This window comes from Alteribacter salitolerans (assembly GCF_016901055.1).
In the GTDB taxonomy this organism is placed as follows: domain Bacteria; phylum Bacillota; class Bacilli; order Bacillales; family Salisediminibacteriaceae; genus Alteribacter; species Alteribacter keqinensis.
Genome location: NZ_JAFEUX010000003.1, coordinates 23125 through 44568, shown reverse-complemented (window position 1 = coordinate 44568; position 21444 = coordinate 23125). Strand labels below are relative to the sequence as shown.

Annotated in this window: 19 protein-coding genes and 6 tRNA genes; 1 reads left to right on the top strand and 24 read right to left on the bottom strand. The window is 45.2% G+C overall.

What is annotated here, in order from left to right:
- Nucleotide 1: 1 nt before the first annotated feature.
- The 22 genes from JSY36_RS06480 to JSY36_RS06375 all read right to left on the bottom strand — a co-directional run bounded on the left by JSY36_RS06480 (nucleotide 2) and on the right by JSY36_RS06375 (nucleotide 18776).
- Entirely contained in the window at nucleotides 2–1369 is a 1368-nt protein-coding gene (locus JSY36_RS06480) for a YycH family regulatory protein (RefSeq protein ID WP_205165766.1), read from the bottom strand.
- A complete protein-coding gene (walK, locus tag JSY36_RS06475; protein ID WP_122899959.1) occupies nucleotides 1369–3198 on the bottom strand; it encodes a cell wall metabolism sensor histidine kinase WalK in 1830 nt (609 codons plus the stop codon). The genes JSY36_RS06480 and walK overlap by 1 nt, the downstream gene beginning before the upstream one ends.
- 4 nt (nucleotides 3199–3202) lie before the next feature.
- On the bottom strand, nucleotides 3203–3913 hold the full coding sequence (yycF, locus tag JSY36_RS06470; protein WP_205165765.1) for a response regulator YycF: 711 nt from the start codon (nucleotides 3911–3913) through the stop codon (nucleotides 3203–3205).
- Between the two features lie 626 nt (nucleotides 3914–4539).
- Nucleotides 4540–5988 (bottom strand): M23 family metallopeptidase, encoded by a 1449-nt coding sequence (locus JSY36_RS06465; RefSeq protein ID WP_205165764.1) that lies wholly within the window; start codon nucleotides 5986–5988, stop codon nucleotides 4540–4542.
- Between the two features lie 261 nt (nucleotides 5989–6249).
- A tRNA-Thr gene (locus JSY36_RS06460) sits at nucleotides 6250–6325 on the bottom strand.
- A gap of 13 nt (nucleotides 6326–6338) precedes the next feature.
- Nucleotides 6339–6414, bottom strand: a tRNA-Phe gene (locus tag JSY36_RS06455).
- Nucleotides 6415–6424: 10 nt separating this feature from the next.
- Nucleotides 6425–6500 (bottom strand) — tRNA-Asp (locus tag JSY36_RS06450).
- 89 nt (nucleotides 6501–6589) lie between these two features.
- Nucleotides 6590–6666, bottom strand: a tRNA-Met gene (locus tag JSY36_RS06445).
- Nucleotides 6667–6912: 246 nt separating this feature from the next.
- Nucleotides 6913–6987: transfer RNA gene (locus JSY36_RS06440), tRNA-Glu, on the bottom strand.
- A gap of 23 nt (nucleotides 6988–7010) precedes the next feature.
- A tRNA-Lys gene (locus JSY36_RS06435) sits at nucleotides 7011–7086 on the bottom strand.
- 601 nt (nucleotides 7087–7687) lie between these two features.
- Nucleotides 7688–8974 carry an adenylosuccinate synthase gene (locus JSY36_RS06430; protein ID WP_205165763.1) on the bottom strand — a complete coding sequence of 429 codons (1287 nt, stop codon included), beginning with the start codon at nucleotides 8972–8974 and terminating at the stop codon, nucleotides 7688–7690.
- A 405-nt stretch (nucleotides 8975–9379) separates the two neighbouring features.
- A complete protein-coding gene (gene dnaB / locus JSY36_RS06425; RefSeq protein WP_205165762.1) occupies nucleotides 9380–10744 on the bottom strand; it encodes a replicative DNA helicase in 1365 nt (454 codons plus the stop codon).
- 63 nt (nucleotides 10745–10807) lie between these two features.
- A complete protein-coding gene (gene rplI / locus JSY36_RS06420) occupies nucleotides 10808–11251 on the bottom strand; it encodes a 50S ribosomal protein L9 (protein ID WP_205166058.1) in 444 nt (147 codons plus the stop codon).
- Nucleotides 11251–13218, bottom strand: a complete 1968-nt coding sequence (locus tag JSY36_RS06415; RefSeq protein ID WP_205165761.1) for a DHH family phosphoesterase — start codon at nucleotides 13216–13218, stop codon at nucleotides 11251–11253. Before JSY36_RS06415 ends, rplI begins: the two co-directional genes overlap by 1 nt.
- Before the next feature lie 12 nt (nucleotides 13219–13230).
- Nucleotides 13231–14166, bottom strand: coding sequence for a YybS family protein (locus JSY36_RS06410; protein WP_205165760.1), 936 nt, complete (start codon nucleotides 14164–14166; stop codon nucleotides 13231–13233).
- Between the two features lie 219 nt (nucleotides 14167–14385).
- Nucleotides 14386–14616 carry a 30S ribosomal protein S18 gene (rpsR, locus tag JSY36_RS06405; RefSeq protein ID WP_122899982.1) on the bottom strand — a complete coding sequence of 77 codons (231 nt, stop codon included), beginning with the start codon at nucleotides 14614–14616 and terminating at the stop codon, nucleotides 14386–14388.
- Between the two features lie 54 nt (nucleotides 14617–14670).
- Nucleotides 14671–15174, bottom strand: a complete 504-nt coding sequence (gene ssb / locus JSY36_RS06400) for a single-stranded DNA-binding protein (protein ID WP_122899984.1) — start codon at nucleotides 15172–15174, stop codon at nucleotides 14671–14673.
- 41 nt (nucleotides 15175–15215) lie between these two features.
- Nucleotides 15216–15503 carry a 30S ribosomal protein S6 gene (rpsF, locus tag JSY36_RS06395; RefSeq protein ID WP_122899986.1) on the bottom strand — a complete coding sequence of 96 codons (288 nt, stop codon included), beginning with the start codon at nucleotides 15501–15503 and terminating at the stop codon, nucleotides 15216–15218.
- A 319-nt stretch (nucleotides 15504–15822) separates the two neighbouring features.
- Nucleotides 15823–16005, bottom strand: coding sequence for a hypothetical protein (locus tag JSY36_RS06390; protein ID WP_205165759.1), 183 nt, complete (start codon nucleotides 16003–16005; stop codon nucleotides 15823–15825).
- 123 nt (nucleotides 16006–16128) lie between these two features.
- Nucleotides 16129–17229 (bottom strand): redox-regulated ATPase YchF, encoded by a 1101-nt coding sequence (gene ychF, locus JSY36_RS06385; RefSeq protein ID WP_122899991.1) that lies wholly within the window; start codon nucleotides 17227–17229, stop codon nucleotides 16129–16131.
- Between the two features lie 217 nt (nucleotides 17230–17446).
- Complete coding sequence (locus JSY36_RS06380; protein WP_183163897.1) at nucleotides 17447–17644, bottom strand: DUF951 domain-containing protein; 198 nt, start codon at nucleotides 17642–17644, stop codon at nucleotides 17447–17449.
- 103 nt (nucleotides 17645–17747) lie between these two features.
- A complete protein-coding gene (locus tag JSY36_RS06375) occupies nucleotides 17748–18776 on the bottom strand; it encodes a YkvI family membrane protein (protein WP_122899995.1) in 1029 nt (342 codons plus the stop codon).
- Between the two features lie 95 nt (nucleotides 18777–18871).
- Here JSY36_RS06375 and yyaC point away from each other — a divergent pair, with 95 nt between their 5' ends.
- A complete protein-coding gene (gene yyaC / locus JSY36_RS06370; RefSeq protein WP_236784642.1) occupies nucleotides 18872–19495 on the top strand; it encodes a spore protease YyaC in 624 nt (207 codons plus the stop codon).
- A gap of 47 nt (nucleotides 19496–19542) precedes the next feature.
- Here yyaC and JSY36_RS06365 read toward each other — a convergent pair whose 3' ends face one another.
- Nucleotides 19543–20250: a DUF554 domain-containing protein gene (locus tag JSY36_RS06365; RefSeq protein WP_205165757.1), complete on the bottom strand. Its 708-nt coding sequence runs from the start codon at nucleotides 20248–20250 to the stop codon at nucleotides 19543–19545.
- A gap of 11 nt (nucleotides 20251–20261) precedes the next feature.
- Nucleotides 20262–21410 (bottom strand): aminotransferase class V-fold PLP-dependent enzyme, encoded by a 1149-nt coding sequence (locus tag JSY36_RS06360; protein WP_205165756.1) that lies wholly within the window; start codon nucleotides 21408–21410, stop codon nucleotides 20262–20264.
- Between the last annotated feature and the right edge of the window lie 34 nt (nucleotides 21411–21444).

The window sequence follows — 21444 nt, the reverse complement described above, 5'->3', positions numbered from 1 at the left end:
CCTATGCTTCCTCCTCTGTTTCTTCTTCAACTTCCTCATCTTCGCGGTTCTCATACTCTTCCCGGATTTCACTAAACCGCTGCCAGTTCCCCCGTTTAATAAACCAGTCCGGGTAAAAAATCATGAAGTTACTGGAACTGTCCATGTAATAACCAATCCGCATATCTTCAATACTGCGGGGATCAAACTCTTCCATCTGTTCCAAATAGGACTGAACTTCTTCAAGTGATTCAAGAGGTGTAACCTTATCCTGATCAAACTGCCCATCAAGGCGGAATAGAGGACGCTCGTACTTCGTAATCTGACTGCCCGAACGGGTTATCTCTTTCGTAAAGTACAGATCCTGATTCGATGATCCGGCAAGGACCGGAAGCTCATCCATATTTAAACGATACAAAACCGTGTCGTTAAAACCATGCTGCCATTCATCGATGGTATAGCTCTCGGTCCATCCGCCCCGGGTATTGATAAAATCCATCGCATCAATTAATACGTGGGTATCTGTTTCATCCTCATCAAAAGTCCCTGTACGCTGATGCTCGAACTTCATTACGTTTCCACTTCCGCGGCGGGTGATCTCAAGGAAACGGCTTCCATCTGAATACATACGAACGGTTGCACCCCGCTGGTACTCTGTTACAAAATCAGGATCGCTGAACATCACCGTGCGCATATCCTGCTCTGAAGTCGAATCCCAGTTATATGTGAGCTCTCTCATTGGCGGTGGTTCAAGAGGGAGATAGGCATAATTGCCGTACGTTCCTTCTTCAAACTCAAGACCTTCCGCTTCATAAAGGTGCTCTCGTTCTCCTTCATATAAGGCAACGAGCTGTTCATAGCTGATATTGGCATCAACCTGATAGATTTCTTCATCTGCATAGGAAATAAAACGGGCAACCACTTCACTCGCTGACGATGTATTGGACCTTGACAGATAGATCCTGTCTACTGTTGTAATTCCCATTGACTGTTCCCCAAAGTCGAAAAGCTCATTAATCACGTCTCCGGGGATCGGAGATTTAAACTTGAAATCCAGCGCCCGGGCCGGCTGATTCAGCTGCGGCACTTCCCTCCTGGAGATATCAAGCACACGCTCATACTCAAAATCAAGTATCGCTTCGATCTGCGTCATAAAGCGCTCTTCCCCGGGAGCCAGCCAGTAATGAATATCATTTTCATGAACAGTTATACTTTCAGGCATAAGAAAATCAGAAAATGACTTCTGCTCTCCTATATCAGGACTTTCAATTGTTTCCGACGAACCAAGAGGACTGTAATCAGGCTGAAAGGTCCAGATTGAATAGGTCAGACCCACACTTGTGAGAATGAGAATCCAAAGAAGGACGGTTTTAAAATGTTCCATGGCCATTATGCTTCTTTCGCCTCCTCAGGAACCGGCAGGCTGAACGACATTCGTGTTCCTTTGCCCCACTCACTGCTTACCCAGATATCGCCGCCGTGGGCGTTGATAATTTCTTTGGCAATCGCAAGGCCCAGTCCGGTCCCCCCAAGGCTCCTTGTTCTTGCTTTATCCACTCGGTAAAAACGGTCAAACACGTGCGGAATACTGTCTTTCGGGATACCGACTCCTTCATCCTGCACGCTGATAATCACGCGTCCTTTTTCCACTTTCACACTGCATGTAATCGTACCGCCCTGAGGTGAATACTTCACGGCATTGGATACGATGTTATCAAGAAGCTGCGTCAGTTTATCCCGGTCACCGTAAACAAACAGCGGTTCATCGGGGAGCTTACGCTTAAATGTAATCGACTGGTTTTTTGTCGACATTTCAAAGCGGTCAAGAACCTGCTCCACAAATGATGTAAGGTTCATGGAATTCATCGTCATCTGGTAGTCCTTACTGTCCATTTTTGACAGCTGCAGTAAATCATTAACGAGACGAATCATCCGCTCGGTTTCATTTTGCGTGACATTAATAAAACGGGGTGCCACATCCGTATCCAGTGCGCCATCAGCCAGCGCCTCCAGGTAGCTTTTCATGGAAGTGAGAGGCGTTCTGAGCTCATGCGACACATTTGCTACAAATTCACGGCGCTCCTGTTCGACTTTTTCCTGCTCCGTTACGTCATGCAATACAGCAATAAGCCCGTTTTGCTCACCATTTTCTTTTGAAATAACAGAGAAATGCGCCTCGAAGAAGGAGTCATCCTCCACTGTATCCATGTCAAGAAGAAGCGGATCGTTGTAATCATACAGATCCTCCATCTTCATAACCCCTTTTAAGTGCAGTACATCCGTCAGTTTTTCACCGAGGGTCTCCTCCTGAGTGCGCTCCAGCATCTCTTCTGCACGACGGTTCATCAAAATCACATTTCCGTTTTTATCCGTTGCAATAACCCCATCTGTCATGTGAGTAAGAACGCTGGAAAGCTTTCGCCGCTCCCCTTCTGTCGTGGCGTTAGCGTCCTGGAGTTTTATTGTCAGATTGTTAAAAGCACGGGCAAGCTGACCGATCTCATCATCTCCGTAAACTGTAACACTTCTGGAGAAATCCCCTTTTCCCATTACATGTGCTTGTTTCTTCATGTCTACAATCGGTCTTGTTATGGTCTGCGCCAGAAGCACGCCAAGGACAACGGTGATCGCAAGGGCAATGACCGTACCTGTCATAAGAATCTGGTTAATCTGCTGCACCTGGGCATAAATATCTTCCAAAGAGGCTTCAATGTAAATGGCCCCGATAATATCCTGGCCTTCTTCCACATCAAACACAGGCTCGGTAATAACTGAAACCCGGTCTCCGTCAAGCTCACGCCTCATAGGAATGGTATCGCCCTGTCCTGTGACAAGCGTCCGTGTAATACGCATGTTGGTCGTCCGCTGACCTTCAAGCCTTATACGCTCCTCCTGTTCGGAAGTGCCGATAATGGTTTTGTTTGAATCCACAACCTGGGCCTTTGCGTTGGCTATATCAAAGAGCTGATCAAGAACATTATTAATATCACTCTCAAGACTTTCATCGCCCTCTTCCCGCTCCTCAAGAATCTCCTGCTGAACGTTATAGACCAGAAGGTTCGCTCTGTCACTTATCATCTCACTATGGTTCTCAACCAGCCTGTCTTCAAGCTGCTGCGAAAAATATACACCGATGACCTGCATCGCTATTAAAATCAAAAGCACGTAAATAATAACGATCTTTACGTGAATTGACTTATAAAAGCGCACCTTTTTCATTCAATCAACTCTCCTGATCGGTTGCGTTGCGTAAGTAGTAACCAACCCCGCGTCTTGTGACAATCCATGTCGGATGACTAGGGTTGTCTTCTACTTTTTCACGAAGGCGTCTGACCGTAACGTCCACTGTCCGTACGTCACCGAAGTAGTCATACCCCCATACCGCCTGAAGCAGGTGCTCCCGTGTCATGACCTGTCCAAGATGCTTCGCTAAATAATGCACTAGCTCAAATTCACGATGAGTAAGCTCAATCGGCTCACCGCGTTTCGTCACCAGGTAGGCATCAGGCTGAACAAGAAGCGGTCCGACCTGAATGTCCTTGTTATCCTGCTCAGGCTCCTGGGACTTCTGATTACGTCGCAGGTTTGCTTTAACACGGGCAATAAGCTCCCGTGTACTGAAAGGCTTTGTTACGTAATCATCTGCTCCGAGTTCGAGGCCGAGTACTTTATCAATTTCCGAGTCTTTCGCAGTCAGCATAATAATAGGCATATCATACGTTTTACGGACTTCCCTGCACACTTCCATTCCATCTCTGTACGGAAGCATAATATCTAATAATATAAGGTCAGGTACGTGCTCTTTTACTTTTTCAACGGCTTCATTGCCGTCGTAGGCACAAATCACGTTAAACCCTTCTTTTTCCAATCCGAACTGTAAAATATCTGCAATGGGCTGCTCATCGTCAACCACAAGGATTTTTTGCTTGTCCATTTTACCACCAGCTTCCATTTATAGTCCGTTGCGGCTCTAAACCCGCACACTTTTTGTTAAAATTGCCGATTTTCCAGACGTATCCTCTTATATTCTATCACAGTTGCAGTCAAGGTTGTACCTGCACGAAACTGGTAAATTACCAGTCTGATAGGTTATTAAAAACGCTGTTTTTATAACAATGATACTGTTCGCACTTCTTTTAGAGTGGCTCTTTTAAACTCAGCTGTTGATTTACGCTTATTGCACTTTCCGCGGAGACGCCGGTGAGCCTACAGGAGGCTTATACCTGCTTCTTTCTCTACCAGTAACGCTACGCAGATATCTGTGTCGAAGCAACACGCAGCTTTGCTGCATTCAACGCTTTTTAAAACAATAATGATCTTTATAAAAATAAAGTTTTAAGATCTTTTAGTAGAAATTATTCTTTTTGGCGACAACAGATCCCTAATGTGGTTAAGTAAATTACAGCTTTTGATTTTTTCAGTGCTTTCCTGAAGCTCTGCGGCGTCTTGCCTAGTCCCTAATACCACAGGGGTCTCTGACAATCTGTAACAACCTTTACGATAAAGGCCAAAAAAAAGACTGCGTCATATGTCTGACACAGCCTCTTTTAGTAATATTTTTTACTTGCTAACGTAATCTTCAGGGTCTTCAAGCTCTCCATCTTTGTACACTTCAAAGTGCAGATGAACGCCGGTTGCTGTTCCGGTTTCACCCATGATCCCTATATCTTCTCCTCTCGATACGGAATCACCGGCGCTTACACTCATACTGTCAAGATGGGCGTATAATGTTTCCAGCCCGTTACTGTGACGGATGCGGACCGTTTTTCCATAACCGCTCTCCGTTTTTGCCGACGTCACCGTTCCAGATTCTGCTGCCCTGATCTCAGGACTTGAAGGGCGGGCGATATCAATTCCCTTATGGAGTCGTCCCCAGCGTTGTCCTTTTGGACTTGAGATATAACCTCCGACAGCCGGCCATTCAAGCTTTCCACTTCCACGGGACGCCGTTTCCTTCGTCCCTTTTATCACGATGCGGTCTTCAGGCTCTGAAACGGTCTCTTCTTCAACCGTTTCAGTAGAAACGGTACTGCCATTTTCAGAGATTATTTTCTTTTCTACTACTTTCTCGCCTTCTTCACCAGACTGCTTCACTTCCGTCTTGCCTTTATCCATGTCGCTGTCTTCTTCCGTTTTTGTCTCATAGGGAATCTCTTTACTTTCTTTTTTCACCTTTTCTACAACAACATGCAAAAGAGGTGCGCTGTTGTAAACAGTCAGAGTGTCACCTTCACTTATTGAATTTTCTTCATCCAGGTCCTCGTTTGCATCAAGAAGCTCTTTAACAGAAAGGTCATGATCTGCTGCAATCGTTCCCAGCACATCTCCTTCCTCAACTTCATATTCTGTTTCATCATGAGCTCCTGTTTCCAAAATCTCTACAAGCTCTTCCTTTGACTGAAGTTCGTCAGGATCCACAAGAACTTCCTCTGATTCAAGATCGTCAGATAAATAGATATCAAGAATCATTGTGTCACCTTCTTCAAGTTCCACGTCTTCATCTTTTTCAAAGACATCAAGTTCATCTTCCGTTACATATTCAAGCTTCCAGAAACGGATAAAGTCTTCTTTTTCAAAAGCAGCGCTTAAATAACCCGCATGTTCACCATCTACAGTAAGCTCATGGGCCTCTGCCTTAATTTCAAGGATTTCTTCCAATTTTTCAATCGTCACATCATTAAGGGCTTTTGCATGAAAAACACGCTCGGGAATAACCTGAAGCTCCTCCGCTGTAGTGAGGCGGACTTCATCATCTTCGTCGAAAGCATCCACTTTCTCATCGACAATGTCATATACTTCAGATTTATCATCAACAAACCCGACAAATGTGTCACCGTAGTGAACATGATATAGCGTGCTGATTCCCTCTGATTGGTCTGCCTCTACACTGTCATCATCAGGTATTTGAGCTGAAGCAGGAAAAGAGAGCAGAAGAAATGCTGTAAGACCGAGTACAGCCATTCCTATGTATGTGAGTATATTTTGTACAGAATTGGTTTGAGTAAACATATAGTCCTCCAGAATTTTCTTGTTGCTGGTAAAAAGTAGATATATTGTCCTACTCTTATCCGGAATCATTCTATCATAACTCGTTCCAATAGTGGGTTCTATCACAAATCTGTAAATGAATTGTATTATTCGTGTCATTAATTGTAAAACCGCGTCGGATTCTAGTGTATGTCATCAGACGATTTGCTGCGAATTGAGATGTAATCCCATAAGAAAAACCTATCCTGTATTTCAGAATAGGTTTGATATTATATATATATGTGGTGCTGGCCAGAGGACTTGAACCCCCAACCTACTGATTACAAGTCAGTTGCTCTACCAATTGAGCTAGGCCAGCAATTAGTATAAAATGGTGGCTCGAGACGGAATCGAACCGCCGACACGAGGATTTTCAGTCCTCTGCTCTACCGACTGAGCTATCGAGCCAACATTTAAATGGCGGTCCCGACCGGGATCGAACCGGCGATCTCCTGCGTGACAGGCAGGCATGTTAACCGCTACACCACGGGACCTTAAACAATGATTATGTAATCTATAGTCTATGAAACTGCACGTCCGGTCATTTTTGCAAAAAAAATATGCCGGGCAAGCAATGTTAAATTGGTTGCGGGAGGAGGATTTGAACCTCCGACCTTCGGGTTATGAGCCCGACGAGCTACCAGACTGCTCCATCCCGCGCCGTTACATAGCATACGGACGATGCTAAACAAGATGCTACCTCTTCCTCTGCAAGCTTATGCTACGCAGTATATCCGTCGAGGCAACTTGGGGTTTATGCAACGATGTACTGCTCGTTGCTCCATCCCGCGCCGTTACAAAGTGACGCTTTAGAAATGATGTTGTTCTCTTCACCTTATTAAGTATGTGAAGCAACAAAACTTATTATACCCTAAGCCTTTAAATAAAGCAAATCTTTATTTAAAATGGTGACCCGTACGGGATTCGAACCCGTGTTACCGCCGTGAAAGGGCGGTGTCTTAACCACTTGACCAACGGGCCACTGTGGGGTATAAAAAGTAAAATGGTGAGCCATGAAGGACTCGAACCTTCGACCCTCTGATTAAAAGTCAGATGCTCTACCAACTGAGCTAATGGCTCATTTCTTGGCGACAAGGAATATATTATCACCTTTTAAAGATCAATGCAAGACATTTTGAAAAGTTTTTTTACAAATAGGATTCCTTCACAAAACATCCTTATCAACAATAACGGATTATATTCAAGTTTGCAATAGATTTCATACTATTCATTAAAGAAAGTAGAGATTTACTTTATACTTCCCCTGAAAAAAGCAGGCTAACCGTCTTTTTGACAGTGATTTTTGATCACATAAAAAAGGAGATCCTTTATGGTGAACTCCTTTGAAGCAATAAGCGCAGTTACTGTCAAATAAAATTCAGCTGTTTTTATCTTCTCCCCTTGTCTTTATCTCTATGGTGGTGCTTATTGTCATGCTTTTTACGTCCGTTCACATTTACCTGCTGAAGCTGATGAACTTTAAATGTGACGTGTACAGCCATTTATTCCTGAATGGTTGTGACTGTTGCTTCTTAAATGGAGGACCATCTGATGACCGCTTTGGTTGAATACTTTTCCCATTTCGCGATCGAGCGATTCATCGTATTCAACTAATTCACTCCCATAAAAAAACTGCACAACGGTTTCCCGTCATGCAGGTCTGGCTTTTTTGAAAATGATTTTATGCAAATACACCGCGGACCATGTTTGTCTGGCTTCTGTCAGGTCCTACAGAGAATACACTCAATGGGATGCCTGTAAGCTGTGATACCCGCTCCACGTAATACAGAGCGTTTTTAGGGAGCTCATGAAGAGACTTCACACCTGTGATGTCTTCGTCCCAGCCGTCAAGCTCCTCATATACCGGTTTGCACTCAGCCAGCACTTTAAGGCTTGCCGGGAATTCCTCAATGATTTCCCCTTTGTATTCATAAGCAACACAAATTTTAAGCTTTTTAATTCCTGAAAGAACGTCAATGGAGTTTAAAGACAAGTCTGTAATTCCACTTACACGGCGCGCGTGGCGGACAACAACACTGTCAAACCAGCCTACACGGCGGGGGCGTCCGGTCGTCGTTCCATATTCGTTACCTACTTCACGGATCCGGTCACCGATTTCGTCTGTTAATTCTGTCGGGAAAGGACCATCACCTACACGTGTCGTATACGCTTTTGATACACCGACAACATGGTTGATCTTAGAAGGACCAACACCGGATCCAATCGTTACACCTCCGGCAATCGGGTTGGATGATGTAACAAACGGGTACGTACCCTGGTCGAGGTCAAGCATTACTCCCTGGGCACCTTCAAACAATACACGGCGTCCTGAATCAAGAGCGTCGTTTAAAACAACTGACGTATCTGTTACATAATGGGCAATTTCCTGGCCGTAGTTAAAGTACTCATCTAAAATGTCTTCTTTTTTAAAGCCTTCTACTTCATACACTTTCTCGAGAAGACGGTTTTTATCACGAAGATTGATATCGAGCTTTTCCTCAAACGTTTCTTTATCAAGAAGATCGGCAATACGGATACCTACACGTGCTGCCTTGTCCATGTATGCCGGACCGATCCCCTTTTTTGTTGTACCAATTTTGTTTGCACCTTTGCTTTCTTCTTCTACGATATCAAGCTTTAAGTGATATGGAAGAATAACATGGGCACGGTTACTGATACGAAGGTTGCTCGTATCGACGCCTTTGTCATGAAGATACTTCAGCTCTTTTACGAGTGCTTTCGGGTCAATAACCATTCCGTTCCCGATAACACATGTTTTATCACTATAAAAAATCCCTGAAGGAATGAGGTGAAGCTTGTACTTTTCACCACCGAACACGATCGTATGTCCAGCATTGTTTCCTCCCTGGTAGCGGGCAACGAGCTCCGCCTGTTCAGACAAGTAGTCTGTAATCTTTCCTTTTCCTTCGTCTCCCCACTGAGTTCCTACCACAACAACCGATGGCATGGATGAGCACCTCCACTTATATTTAACGCTTTTAACGTTCCCTGAATTTTAGCTTTTCATTAAACCACAGTAAGTTTATCAATAGAATGTTCATGAGTCAACTCAAATCCGAACAATTAGAGAGATTTCGAGATTCTTTGTTCGTGTGTAAGAGGGTTTGAATAGGATGGGAGTGGACTGAATGGTGTGCTTGTAAATTTTATGGAGAACTTTTTGTGATTTATAAATAATTTAGAGCCATTTATGCAGACTTCGGGACGATTTATGAAGAGTTCTCCTCCATTTATGCAGAACTTTAGTAGATTTAAAGAGAATACGACAAAATACGACACACCTCACCCACACCTTCTACCCGGCACAAACAAAAATCCCCTCTCCGCTCCAGGCAGAAAGGGGGATGAACTGTTACGCACCTGGGGGAATGCTTCCCTCATCGTAACGCCGTTCAAGATTCACGAACTTGTTGAATTCTTTTACGAAAGCCAGTTCGCACGTCCCTACCGGACCGTTACGCTGCTTGGCGATGATGATTTCAATGATATCTTTGTTCTCGGACTCTTTATCGTAGTAATCATCACGGTAGAGGAAGGCTACGATATCGGCGTCCTGCTCAATACTTCCTGATTCCCGGATGTCACTCATCATCGGGCGTTTGTCCTGACGGGACTCTACGCCACGGCTCAGCTGTGACAGTGCAATAACCGGCACCTCAAGTTCACGTGCCAGCCCTTTCAGGGAACGGGAGATTTCACTTACTTCCTGCTGACGGCCTTCACCGCTTCGGGCGTCACCCTGGATTAGCTGAAGGTAGTCAATCATGATCATCCCGAGGCCTTTTTCCTGCTTGAGACGGCGGCATTTAGCACGAATATCATTTACTCTTACGCCAGGGGTGTCATCAATGTAGATTCCGGCCTTGGACAGGCTTCCCATTGCCATCGTCAGCTTCTGCCAGTCTTCATCATTCAGATCACCTGTACGGAGGCGCTGGGCGTCAATGTTTCCCTCAGCACAGAGCATACGCATGATCAGCTGCTCTGCCCCCATCTCCAGACTGAAAATCGCTACGTTCTCATCGGTTCTCGTAGCTACGTTCTGACTGATATTCAAGGCAAAAGCCGTCTTACCTACAGACGGACGGGCTGCCACAATGATAAGGTCATTTCGCTGGAATCCTGCTGTCATGGAATCCAGCTCCTTAAACCCTGTTGGAATCCCTGTAATTTCCCCGCTTTGATTTTGAAGCATTTCAATGTTGTCATAGGCATTTACAAGAACGTCTTTGATGTCTTTAAATGCGCTCGTATTCTTTTTATGAGAAACTTCGAGAATGGTCTTCTCAGCTTCGTTTAAAATGGCGTCTACTTCATCTTCAGCTGCATAGCCGTCAGCTGCAATGTTTGTGGCTACCCGAATAAGCCTTCTGAGCAGAGATTTTTCTTCAACCATCTGACTGTAATATTCGACGTTTGCCGCCGTAGGTACAGCATTTGCGAGATCACTGAGATACGTCACACCGCCAATTTCTTCAAGCCACTTACGCGTTTGCAGTTCAGACGTAACCGTGACAAGGTCGACCGGCTCTCCTTTTTCAGAAAGTGTGAGCATCACCGTGTAAATCCGCTGGTGCGCAGCACGGTAAAAGTCGTCTGGTACTAAGCGCTCAGAAGCCGTGACGATGGCTTCATCATCAATAAAGATGGCACCAAGCACGGCTTGTTCTGCTTCAATATTCTGTGGCGGGGTACGATCAGCAAAAAGATCACTCATAGGAATCGCCCCTTCATTAGTGAGTCTGAGCTGCAGGAAACAGTCCCTGCAGCAGGGTAGATCTTACTCTTCTATCACATGGACTTTTACAGTAGCCGTGACTTTCGGGTGTATTTTTATATCGACGTTTCGGTACCCCAATGCCCGGATCGGGTCATCTAGGTCGATCTTACGCTTGTCGACTTTCATCTTCATTTTCTTAAGCGTATCGGCGATTTGCTTGCTCGTTACAGCACCGAAAAGACGCCCGCCTTCTCCTGCTTTCGCTTTTACTTCAACTGTTGTTTTTTCAAGCTTATCCTTATAGGCTTCCGCTTCTTCCAGTTCCTGCTGGGCCTTTTTACTCTGGCTTTCTTTTTTCATTTCAAGGTCTTTCATATTCCCGCTGTTCGCTTCCACTGCGAGATTATTTTTCAGAAGGTAGTTTCGTGCATACCCTTCTGCCACGTTTTTAACTTCCCCTTTTTTGCCTTTTCCTTTTACATCCTGCAGGAAAATCACTTTCATCACGATTGTCCCCCTTTAAAATAATTATCTATTTTCTCTTTCAGTAAGTCTTCCGCTTCTTCCAGTGACATTCCGGAGATCTGGGTAGCTGCATTGGTCAGATGACCTCCGCCATACATGTTTTCCATAATAACCTGCACGTTAATTTCACCAAGGGAGCGGGCACTGATGCTCACACGGCCGTCTTCCAGTTCGGAGATGACAAACGAGGCGACCACGTTATTCATCGTAAGCAGAGTGTCTGCTGCCTGAGCGATTAGCACCTGGTTATAGGTCTGGTTTTCCTCACCCCTGGCAATGGCCGTACCGGCAGTGTAAATATATGCTCTCTCGACTAAATTCGCCCGCTTCACATACTGATCCAGATCTTCTTTCATCAGCTTTTGCACTAATGTCGTGTCCGCACCCTGACTTTTCAGATACGACGCAGCATCGAACGTTCGCGATCCCGTACGGATTGCAAAGCTCTTCGTATCTATGATAATACCCGATAACAGGGCTGTAGCTTCCAGAACATCGAGGTTCGGATGGTTCGGCTGATATTCAAGGAGCTCTGTCACAAGTTCTGCTGTTGATGAAGCATATGGCTCCATATAGACGAGTACCGCTTCTTCAATGAATTCTTCGCCTCTTCTGTGGTGGTCTATAACAATAATCCGCTCCACACGATCCAGAAGTTTTGCATCAATACAAAGGGACGGTTTGTGTGTATCTACCACGACCATCAGGGTCTCATCTGTCATCTCCTCCCGGGCTTCCTCAGGGGTAATGAAATGAGCCCAGAGATCGTCATGATCCTGAATGGCTTCAAGCAGTTTATGAACACTCTGGTTCACATTGTCCGGATCCAGGACGATAAAGGCGTCCTTGTTATTTACCTGAGCGATCTTCAGCATTCCGATGGCCGCTCCGATGGAATCCATATCAGGGTTTTTATGACCCATAATAATGACCCGGTCACTTTCTTTTACAAAATCCCGGATTGCATGTGAAATGACCCTTGCACGAACTCTCGTACGTTTTTCCATAGCATTTGATTTTCCGCCGTAAAAACGTACTTTACCATCGCTCTGTTTGATGGCCACCTGGTCCCCGCCACGGCCCAGAGCCAGGTCCAGACTTGACTGGGCAAGAGCGCCAAGCTCGCGGAGGGACGAATGCCCGCTACCCACACCGATACTGAGGGTGAGAGCTACTTTCTCCTGGGCGGTACCTTCTCTCACTTCATCCAGAAGCGTAAAGCGGTCTTCTTCCAGGTTATAAAGGGCTTCTTCGTTAAAGATCGCAATAAACCGGTCCGAGGCAATCCTTCTGAGAAAGATATCCTGATCTTTCGCCCAAGAATTCAATACGTTTGTGACGTGGGTCAGAAGTTTGCTTCTCAGCTGGTCTTCCATCCCCTGTGTGACCTCGTCATAGTTATCAAGATAAATGAGTCCGATAACGGTCTTATCCCGTTCGAACAGTTCTTTTATTTCCTGCTCTTCCGTAGCATTAAAAAAGTACAGAAGGCGCTCATTCGATTCGTTGACAACCCGGTATTTCCGTTCTCCCAGAGTAAGGAGAAACTCTTTTCCCTCATCTTCCATCAGCACAGGCAGGTCTTCAGAAATAATATCAACATTCTCCCCAAGTACGTCATCTGCAAGAAGAGCGGACATATACGGGTTAACCCACTGAATGGTCCCTGCTTCGTTATAGAGGACCATCCCGATCGGCAGTTTCATCACTGCCTCTTCACCAGCTTTGTTGACTCTGTATGATAGTGTGGACACATACTCCGTCAGATCTTTTTCAAACTGGATGCGGGCTCTCAAAACAAATATAAAAACGATGGCAATACCAAGAAAGCCGACCAGGCCGATCTGCCATTGATAATAGGTTAAAATTCCGGTAAATAAGATGGCAATCCCCAGTAACGCCACGACGTGATAGCCATGCCACCGCTTCATTAAGAAATTAGGCATTCCTCACAACTCCTACCTGTTTGTGTCCATTCGTTTCCTTAGGTCAAACACTAAATCAATTATACCTAAAATGCGGATGAGATACAGTAAAGGTGGGAAAAGGATTCCCAAAAATAAAATAGCCACCGGCACTGCTTTGTGAATTTTTTTCACATGGAAAAAGAAAAAGATACATGCAAGACCCTGGATTACCATGATCAGTTCCAGGATCGGAAGGAGGTTATACATAGCCATATAAAGGGCTGACCCTTCTTCCATATCCACAAAGTAGATAAAGATATACATAATCAGATAATACCAGATAAATGATTTCGGAAAACCCCACTCACGCAAAGGTGGAAACCTAGTGACGTCCACTTTTCTTTTTCTCAGAATAAATGACGCGATCCACTGGACTGTAAAAGCGTAAGAGATCCCCAGGATAATAAACAATGCCGGCGTTACCGTTGTGAGTCCGTCAATGAACCCGGCTGCCGTTTCAAATGTGTCGTCCTGACCGAGCATCGGCAGTAGTGATTCTGTTGTCTCAACAGATTCATAGAGCACGTCCTGAACGCTCTCGATTGGATGAACATCAAGAATGACGATACTTCCTATGAAGTTTAAAATAATGGCTGCAATAAATGTCAGGGAACCGCCAAGGAGAACACCAAAAGCTGTTTTCTTTCTCCGGTAAAGTTCGCCGATGACGACCCCGGTCGAAGCAAACGTGATGGTAAAGATTATGGCCAGCGGGTAGGCAATGATCAGTAATACAGCAAAGCTTACTGTCATTAAGAAGATTGCCGGCCTTAACCCATGTTTAGCTGCAAAAATAATAAACGGGACAGGAAGTAAAAACATCGTGAACAGACTGATCACCGGCACAAACAGTGTTGCCATAATCAGGAGCAGGTAAATCCCTATATATAAAGCGCCCTCTTTGATCGGGCTTGTTTCGTTCATCATTGGTTCCCTCGTTTCACATACGGTTTCATCGTTTCTTATTGTAGCATGAGATAAAGAGAAAGAACAAAATCAAACAGATGAGCCCTGGAACGTCTGATCAGGTATCATCGCAAAAAAAATTAATCGTATAATGGTTATTCTTCAACACAAATGCAGTGGGTACAGCTAAATAACCAAAAACCCGCTACCAAATAGGTAACGGGTTTTTCGAGCTGGTAATTACTCACCAGTAACGAATGGAAGTAGTGCCATTTGACGGGAGCGCTTGATTGCGCGAGTCAATTGACGCTGGTACTTTGCAGAAGTTCCTGTTACACGGCGAGGAAGAATTTTTCCACGCTCAGAAACGAATCGTTTAAGCAAGTCTACATCTTTATAATCGATTTTCGTAATTTTGTTTACAGTGAAGAAACAAACCTTACGACGTTTTGGACGTCCACGACGGGCCATTTGAACCCCTCCTTCTTTTAGAATTTTTATATTTACACGTCATTTAAAGCGTGATTAGAACGGCAGATCGTCATCATTAATGTCGATTGGTTTGCCGTCATTTGCAAATGGGTCATCTGAGAAGTCCGACTGTCCCCCACGTCCGCCGGATTGCTGACCTGGGTTGTTTTGATAACCATCGTTGCTTTGACCGTAGTTTCCGCCGCCGGATTGCTCGCGGTTTCCACCACCGCCTCCGCCTTTTGTTTCAAGGAATTGTACACTCTCAGCTACAATTTCCGTGATAAAGACGCGGCGTCCTTCGTTATTGTCGTAGCTGCGGCTCTGAACTCGTCCGTCCACACCGGCCATGCTACCTTTTTTCAAGTAGTTTGCTACGTTTTCCGCTTGCTTTCTCCAAACAACAATGTTCAGAAAGTCTGCTTCACGGTTTCCCTGCTGGTTGGAAAAAGGACGGTTAACTGCAAGTGTAAATGTTGCAACTGCAATGCCGTTTGCTGTATAGCGTAACTCAGGATCTTTTGTCAGTCTTCCGACTAACACAACGCGGTTAATCATAAGTCGAACTCCTCCCCATTCTTTTAATCTTTATTTACCTGCTATTCGTCGTCGCGAACAGCGATTCTGCGTAAGATGTTTTCGTTGATTTTCACCAAACGATCGAACTCAGAAATGGCCTCTGGGTTAGAGTTCACTTTAAGGATTACGTAGTAACCTTCATTAAAGTCATCGATTTCGTAAGCAAGACGTTTCTTTCCTACTTCCTCAACCTTTTCCACTTCTGCGCCGTTGTCAGTCAAAACCTTGTTGTAACGTTCTACGATTTCTTTAGTAGCTGCTTCTTCAAGGTTAGGACGTACAATGTACATAATTTCGTATTTGCGCATGTTTTTCCACCTCCTTTTGGACTTAGCGGCTCCTCGTTTTGAGGAGCAAGGAGCAAGCATATTTCTCTTTTGCTCGCAATTGTCAATTATAGCAGGTGTTTTTTGAAAAGACAAGATTGATGGGGATTTTTTTATAAATGGAATATTTAAATGAGGATATGAGTTCCTGAGTCGTTAATAAGAAATTATAGGAATTTAGGAGAATATTGATGTTGTTGCCTTGTCTGCTGCAGTGCCGGCGAGCCTCCTCGTACTCCGCACTGCGGGTCTCACCCGGACTCCCACTACCGCGGTAGTCTCGGCCATTTCGGCTGCATGATTATAACGGTGTTTCCGAAAATGATCTTTCAGCAACAGCCTGCATATTCCTGAAAGTAATCGATAGATCCCTTAAAAAGAAAATTTTTATCCTTAAATCTTCTTCCCTATTCCTGAATATGATTCGTTTTTCATTAATCCTGCCAACAGACTCCTTAAAATCAAACATCATTCCTGAATCCATTTACCCGGCTCCTTAAAAATCATAAATCGCCAAGCGATTACCTGCTCAAAGACCCCCCCACCCTGCAAAAACGACAAAAAAAGAACCCCTGCTTCCCCAGCAGGAGTTCTTCTCATTTTTATATTACACATTGAAACGGAAATGAACGACGTCTCCGTCTTTTACAATGTACTCTTTTCCTTCAAGACGGACTTTCCCGTTTTCTTTCGCCACAGTCATGTTTCCTGCAGCTACGAGATCCTCGTAGGCAACGACTTCAGCACGGATAAATCCACGCTCAAAGTCGGTGTGAATCACACCGGCAGCCTGGGGTGCTTTGGTACCGTGCTTGATCGTCCACGCACGGACTTCCTGCTTACCTGCAGTAAAGTACGTTTCAAGACCGAGAAGATTGTAGGCAGCTTTAATCAACTGATCAAGCCCTGATTCAGCAATGCCCAGGTCATCAAGGAACTCCTGCTTTTCTTCACCGTCAAGCTCGGCAATTTCAGATTCAATTTTCGCACAGACAACAATTACTTCAGAGTTTTCTTGCGCTGCAAACTCACGGACCTTCTGCACGTTTTCGTTGCTGCTCGGATCAACAATTTCGTCTTCACTTACGTTTGCCGCGTAAAGAACCGGCTTTTTAGTAAGAAGGTGCATACCTTTTGCAAACTTGTCCTGTTCTTCTGTGAGACTTACGCTTCGTGCCGGCATTTCGTTTTCAAAAGCATCACGGAATTTTTCAAGGATCTCAAGCTCGAACATAGCATCCTTGTCTTTTTGGCGAGCCATCTTACTCACTTTCGCCAGACGCTTCTCCACTGTTTCCATATCGGCAAGAATAAGTTCGAGGTTGATAATCTGAATATCACGGATCGGATCTACGCTCCCCGACACGTGAGTGATGTTTTCGTCTTCAAAACAACGGACAACGTGAGAGATTGCGTCTACCTGACGGATGTGTGATAAGAATTTGTTTCCGAGCCCTTCCCCTTTGCTGGCTCCCTCAACGATACCGGCAATGTCTGTGAATTCAAAGGCAGTCGGAACTGTTTTATGGGGATCAACCAGTTCTGTAAGCTTGTCGAGTCTTTCGTCGGGTACTTCCACGATCCCCACGTTCGGGTCAATGGTACAGAACGGATAGTTGGCTGACTCCGCTCCTGCCTGGGTAATTGCATTGAATAGTGTTGATTTTCCTACGTTTGGTAAACCAACGATTCCTGTTGTTAATGCCATAAAGCATGCTCCTTTATTCGTCGTGCTTGCCCGCCCGGCGGACAACCTACGTTTTTATTTCGTCTATAATTACGTGATTTTCGCGACAATTTCATCCTTCCCAATTATAGATAGTCTCAGGCAAAAGCGCAAGACGGTGTGTGGTTAGGTTTTGCCCCTCAGATTCATAACCTGCAAAAAAGCCCGCAGCTCTTTTTCAGAGTCGCGGGCATGCCCTTTATTCTTCGTGGTGTTCAAGCACCTTTTTCATTTTTTTACCAAACTCTTTTCTTGGAAGCATGACGCTGTGGTCGCACCCCATACATTTGATACGGATATCCATTCCCATCCGAATAATCTTCCACCGGTTCTCCCCGCACGGATGAGGCTTTTTCATCTCGACAACATCGTGCAGTTGAAATGTCTTGTCCGGCATCATTAATCACCTCTTCGCCCTCGTTCCTTTGCTGATATTATACAACACTACCACTAAGTTTAGTAAAGAGGATTTCCCTCCATTCTTTCAATTTCACTCCTGCTTAAGGAACCGGCCTTTCATCAAAGCGGTGGAGAATCGGATAAAGAAGAATCGCAGCAAGAATGTAGAGGTTTAGTAACCCGTACAGCGGATAAAGTATAGCAATAAGAGTTGAAAACCCAATGGTTGTGAGTGGAATCATCAACGCAGTCAGAACGAGAGCAATCAGCCAGAAAGGCAGGCTCACATATTCCCTGAACCTTGTACAAAGTCCGAGCATTCCAGAAGCCGCTGTTGTGTAGATGGCAGCCCACAGGAGGCCGGACATGACGAGAACCATAAAGTAAGGATAATGCTTCAAAATAGCAAATAAGGGTATTTCATATAACATTACTTCATGAGCTACAATCAGCAGTGACTCATTATACAAAAATGAAATAACCCCCATAACAAGTGCACTTCCGAAGCTGGCAATCCAGATTTCACCTGGATGTCTGATTTTTTTCCCGATAGCTGCCAGCACCGCTACAAGTGGAAGGATGTTTAAAGCTGTAAATGTAAACGCTGTGGGCCAGTTATGCTGGGCAGTTAAATCAAAGGTAATTTCAAACCCTGTGGTCCACTGAAAAACAAAGAGCGTACCAACCAAAAATACAATGAGGACCGGGATGATGACGGCATTCATGGAGGTCATTCCGGATATCCCCCACACAAAGAGCAGCACAAGAAGCATTGAAATGATGGATACACCGTACCAGTAAGGGATATGAAGAACCTCAAGGGTAGCTCCTCCACCCGCGATCATAATAATGGTTGTGGAGAACAAATAGAGAATGATCATATAATCATAGACACCTGTAAGCCGTTTCCCCATCAGCTTCCTCAATACAGGCATATAATGTTCTGTCCGGTTCTGATGGCTGATTGTCATCAGTACGTAACAGCAAATGAAAAACAGAATTGCAAATAATACGATGGCCAGGCCGCTTTCACTTCCGAAGAACTCCCACAGCTCTCTCCCTGAAGCGTAGCCTGCACCAATAATGGTGCCTATAATCAGAAACATCCATTTTAAACCTGATAGCCACATGGTCTCTTTCCCCTCTTCCTGCCATTTTTGGGACGTATAGATTCGTGAAAGATTCCGTATACTGTTAATACTATTTGGGAACAGGGGGTTGTATGATGTTTCGTGGACAACTTTTTCAAAATCACCGCCCTTCCCCTTACCGCATCCATGCTAAAGACACAAACGCTGCTATTGAACTGTCAACCCATCTTAAGACGATGCTGGCAGCTGAAAAGAAAAGGGGTCTGGTGATTGTATGTATTGGTTCGGACCGGTCAACAGGTGACAGTCTTGGTCCGCTCATCGGAAAGAGGCTGGAAGAACAGCCTGTACGAAGCTATCATGTGTACGGAACGCTCACGAACCCGGTACACGCCGTTAATCTGGAAGAAACACTCGCACATATTGAACATACGTACGATAATCCACTGATTTTAGCCATCGATGCCTGTCTCGGACGCTCAACCAGTGTCGGCTATGTCTGTCTCGCTGATGGTCCCCTGAAACCGGGATCTGCTGTAAAAAAACAGCTGCCTCCGGTCGGTGACTATCACATGACGGGTATTGTCAATGTGGGAGGATTTATGGAGATGATGGTCCTGCAGAATACCCGCCTTTCTGTTGTCATGGAAATGGCAGAAGTAATGTCCAAAGCTATTATCCATGCTACACGGGGTCTCTCTGCACCAAGAAAGAAGTTCACCTGGCCAACACTCACACAGACAAAATCACAGACATAAAAAGTCTGCCTCAAAAGGCGAACAGACCTTTCTGAGGCAGACTTTTTTTATGCAATCGTATTGATAATGAAAACGAACAACACTGCAAGAGGAATTGCCGGAAGCAGATTCGCCACCCTCACCGGTTTAATCCCGACAATGTTTAACCCAATCGCGAGAATCATAATCCCGCCCACAGCAGTAATTTCACTGACCATTAAATCAAGAAGTTCTTCCGGTACAAACGCTACGATATATGCTGCCCCAAGAGCAATCGATCCTTGATAAAGGATGACTGGAATGGAAGAGAACATCACACCAATCCCGAGTGTGGCCGCAAAGATAATGGAAGAGAAACCATCAAGGACACTCTTCGTCAAAAGTACCGAATGATCTCCCCGAAGTCCACTGTCCAAGGCACCGATAATCGCCATAGCACCTACTACAAATAACAGTGTGGCTGCTACAAACCCTTCTGCAATATTAGAACTTTCACTGCCTCGTTTCATTCTTTTCTCAAGAACGCCGCCCAACTGATTGAGTTTCCCTTCAATATTCATACGTTCCCCAAGGATTCCTCCCAGAGCGAGACTGAAAATAACGAGAAGAAATTCCTGGCCATCAAGAGCCATCGTGATTCCCAGGATAATGACGGCAAGACCGATGGCTTTCATCACTGTTTCTTTCATCTTTTCCGGAATGCGTTGCAGCTTAACTCCTATGTAAGCCCCGATAATGATAGTCAATCCATTTACGAGAGTACCGAGTAACACCATCTGTCATTCTCCTATCCAAGTAAACCTTCTTTTATCTCTTCCACTGCCCGAGCGAGGGTCTGGATGTCATTTTTTGTATTATACAATCCTGCACTTGCCCGGACGAGTCCGCTTTTTGACGTATCCAGATACTGATGGGACAAAGGAGCGCAGTGAACACCGCTGCGTACAGCAATGTCGTAGTGTTGGTCCAGAATCATCGCTGTTTCATGTGCATCCACTCCTTCAATCAGAAATGAAACGACCCCAAGTCTTTCCCCTTTTCCTGAAAAAACACGAACACCGTTTATTTTCCCCAGGGCGTCTGCAAGCATCTGCCCAAGTATTCGTTCATGTTCCCCAATCTTTTTTACTCCGACAGCCTTCAGCGCCTGCGCGCTCTTAAGCAGGCCTGCAATACCCGGCGTATTCAGCGTGCCGCTCTCCATCCCTTCCGGCCAGATATCAGGCTGACCAGGTTCTTCGGAATGGCTGCCGGTACCACCGTAAATCAGAGGGGTAAGTTCAATTCCCGGCTGAACCATCAATACACCGATTCCCTGTGGACCCAGCATTCCTTTATGACCCGGAAATGCAAGCATATCAATGCCGTCATTCATTGAAACAGGAATAATTCCGGCTGTCTGAGAAGCATCGACTAAAAAAACGGTCTCTTTCCGCTGTTTTAACACCTCTCCCCACTGGGCAGCCGGGAGGATCTCCCCTGTCACATTCGATGCATGTGTGGCAACGACCATTCTGGTCTCAGGCTTAAGCGCGCTTTCCAAAACACCTTTCGTAAAGCTTCCAGTTTCATCAGGCTCCATATAGCTTACCTCTACACCCTTTTCTTTTCTCAGCCGTTCCAACGGACGGCGGACAGCATTATGTTCAAACACTGTGGCAACGATATGATCCCCCTTTTGAAAAGGAAAGCCGGAGATTGCCTGGTTCAGCGCTGTCGTGGCATTTTGATAAAAAAGCACACGATCCTCTTTTTGACAGTCAAATAAAGCAGCCAGTTCTTTGCGGCAGTCTCTGATAACTGAAGACGCCTTTCTTGACAGACGGTGACCACTTCTTCCGGGATTAGCCCCGTAATGAAGAACCGCTTCCGACATCGCTTCGGCTACGCCTTCAGGTTTTGGAAAACTTGAAGCAGCATTGTCCAAATAAATCATCCTATCCCTCCGATCCAACTCGTACTAAGCAAAA

What these genes read in the sequence shown, in the direction of transcription:
- JSY36_RS06480 (WP_205165766.1), bottom strand. Translation starts at nt 1,369, where the DNA reads ATGGCCATGGAACATTTTAAAACCGTCCTTCTTTGGATTCTCATTCTC.
- walK (WP_122899959.1), bottom strand. Translation starts at nt 3,198, where the DNA reads ATGAAAAAGGTGCGCTTTTATAAGTCAATTCACGTAAAGATCGTTATT.
- yycF (WP_205165765.1), bottom strand. Translation starts at nt 3,913, where the DNA reads ATGGACAAGCAAAAAATCCTTGTGGTTGACGATGAGCAGCCCATTGCA.
- JSY36_RS06465 (WP_205165764.1), bottom strand. Translation starts at nt 5,988, where the DNA reads ATGTTTACTCAAACCAATTCTGTACAAAATATACTCACATACATAGGA.
- JSY36_RS06430 (WP_205165763.1), bottom strand. Translation starts at nt 8,974, where the DNA reads ATGCCATCGGTTGTTGTGGTAGGAACTCAGTGGGGAGACGAAGGAAAA.
- dnaB (WP_205165762.1), bottom strand. Translation starts at nt 10,744, where the DNA reads ATGAGTGATCTTTTTGCTGATCGTACCCCGCCACAGAATATTGAAGCA.
- rplI (WP_205166058.1), bottom strand. Translation starts at nt 11,251, where the DNA reads ATGAAAGTGATTTTCCTGCAGGATGTAAAAGGAAAAGGCAAAAAAGGG.
- JSY36_RS06415 (WP_205165761.1), bottom strand. Translation starts at nt 13,218, where the DNA reads ATGCCTAATTTCTTAATGAAGCGGTGGCATGGCTATCACGTCGTGGCG.
- JSY36_RS06410 (WP_205165760.1), bottom strand. Translation starts at nt 14,166, where the DNA reads ATGATGAACGAAACAAGCCCGATCAAAGAGGGCGCTTTATATATAGGG.
- rpsR (WP_122899982.1), bottom strand. Translation starts at nt 14,616, where the DNA reads ATGGCCCGTCGTGGACGTCCAAAACGTCGTAAGGTTTGTTTCTTCACT.
- ssb (WP_122899984.1), bottom strand. Translation starts at nt 15,174, where the DNA reads ATGATTAACCGCGTTGTGTTAGTCGGAAGACTGACAAAAGATCCTGAG.
- rpsF (WP_122899986.1), bottom strand. Translation starts at nt 15,503, where the DNA reads ATGCGCAAATACGAAATTATGTACATTGTACGTCCTAACCTTGAAGAA.
- JSY36_RS06390 (WP_205165759.1), bottom strand. Translation starts at nt 16,005, where the DNA reads ATGGATTCAGGAATGATGTTTGATTTTAAGGAGTCTGTTGGCAGGATT.
- ychF (WP_122899991.1), bottom strand. Translation starts at nt 17,229, where the DNA reads ATGGCATTAACAACAGGAATCGTTGGTTTACCAAACGTAGGAAAATCA.
- JSY36_RS06380 (WP_183163897.1), bottom strand. Translation starts at nt 17,644, where the DNA reads ATGCCGGACAAGACATTTCAACTGCACGATGTTGTCGAGATGAAAAAG.
- JSY36_RS06375 (WP_122899995.1), bottom strand. Translation starts at nt 18,776, where the DNA reads ATGTGGCTATCAGGTTTAAAATGGATGTTTCTGATTATAGGCACCATT.
- yyaC (WP_236784642.1), top strand. Translation starts at nt 18,872, where the DNA reads ATGTTTCGTGGACAACTTTTTCAAAATCACCGCCCTTCCCCTTACCGC.
- JSY36_RS06365 (WP_205165757.1), bottom strand. Translation starts at nt 20,250, where the DNA reads ATGGTGTTACTCGGTACTCTCGTAAATGGATTGACTATCATTATCGGG.
- JSY36_RS06360 (WP_205165756.1), bottom strand. Translation starts at nt 21,410, where the DNA reads ATGATTTATTTGGACAATGCTGCTTCAAGTTTTCCAAAACCTGAAGGC.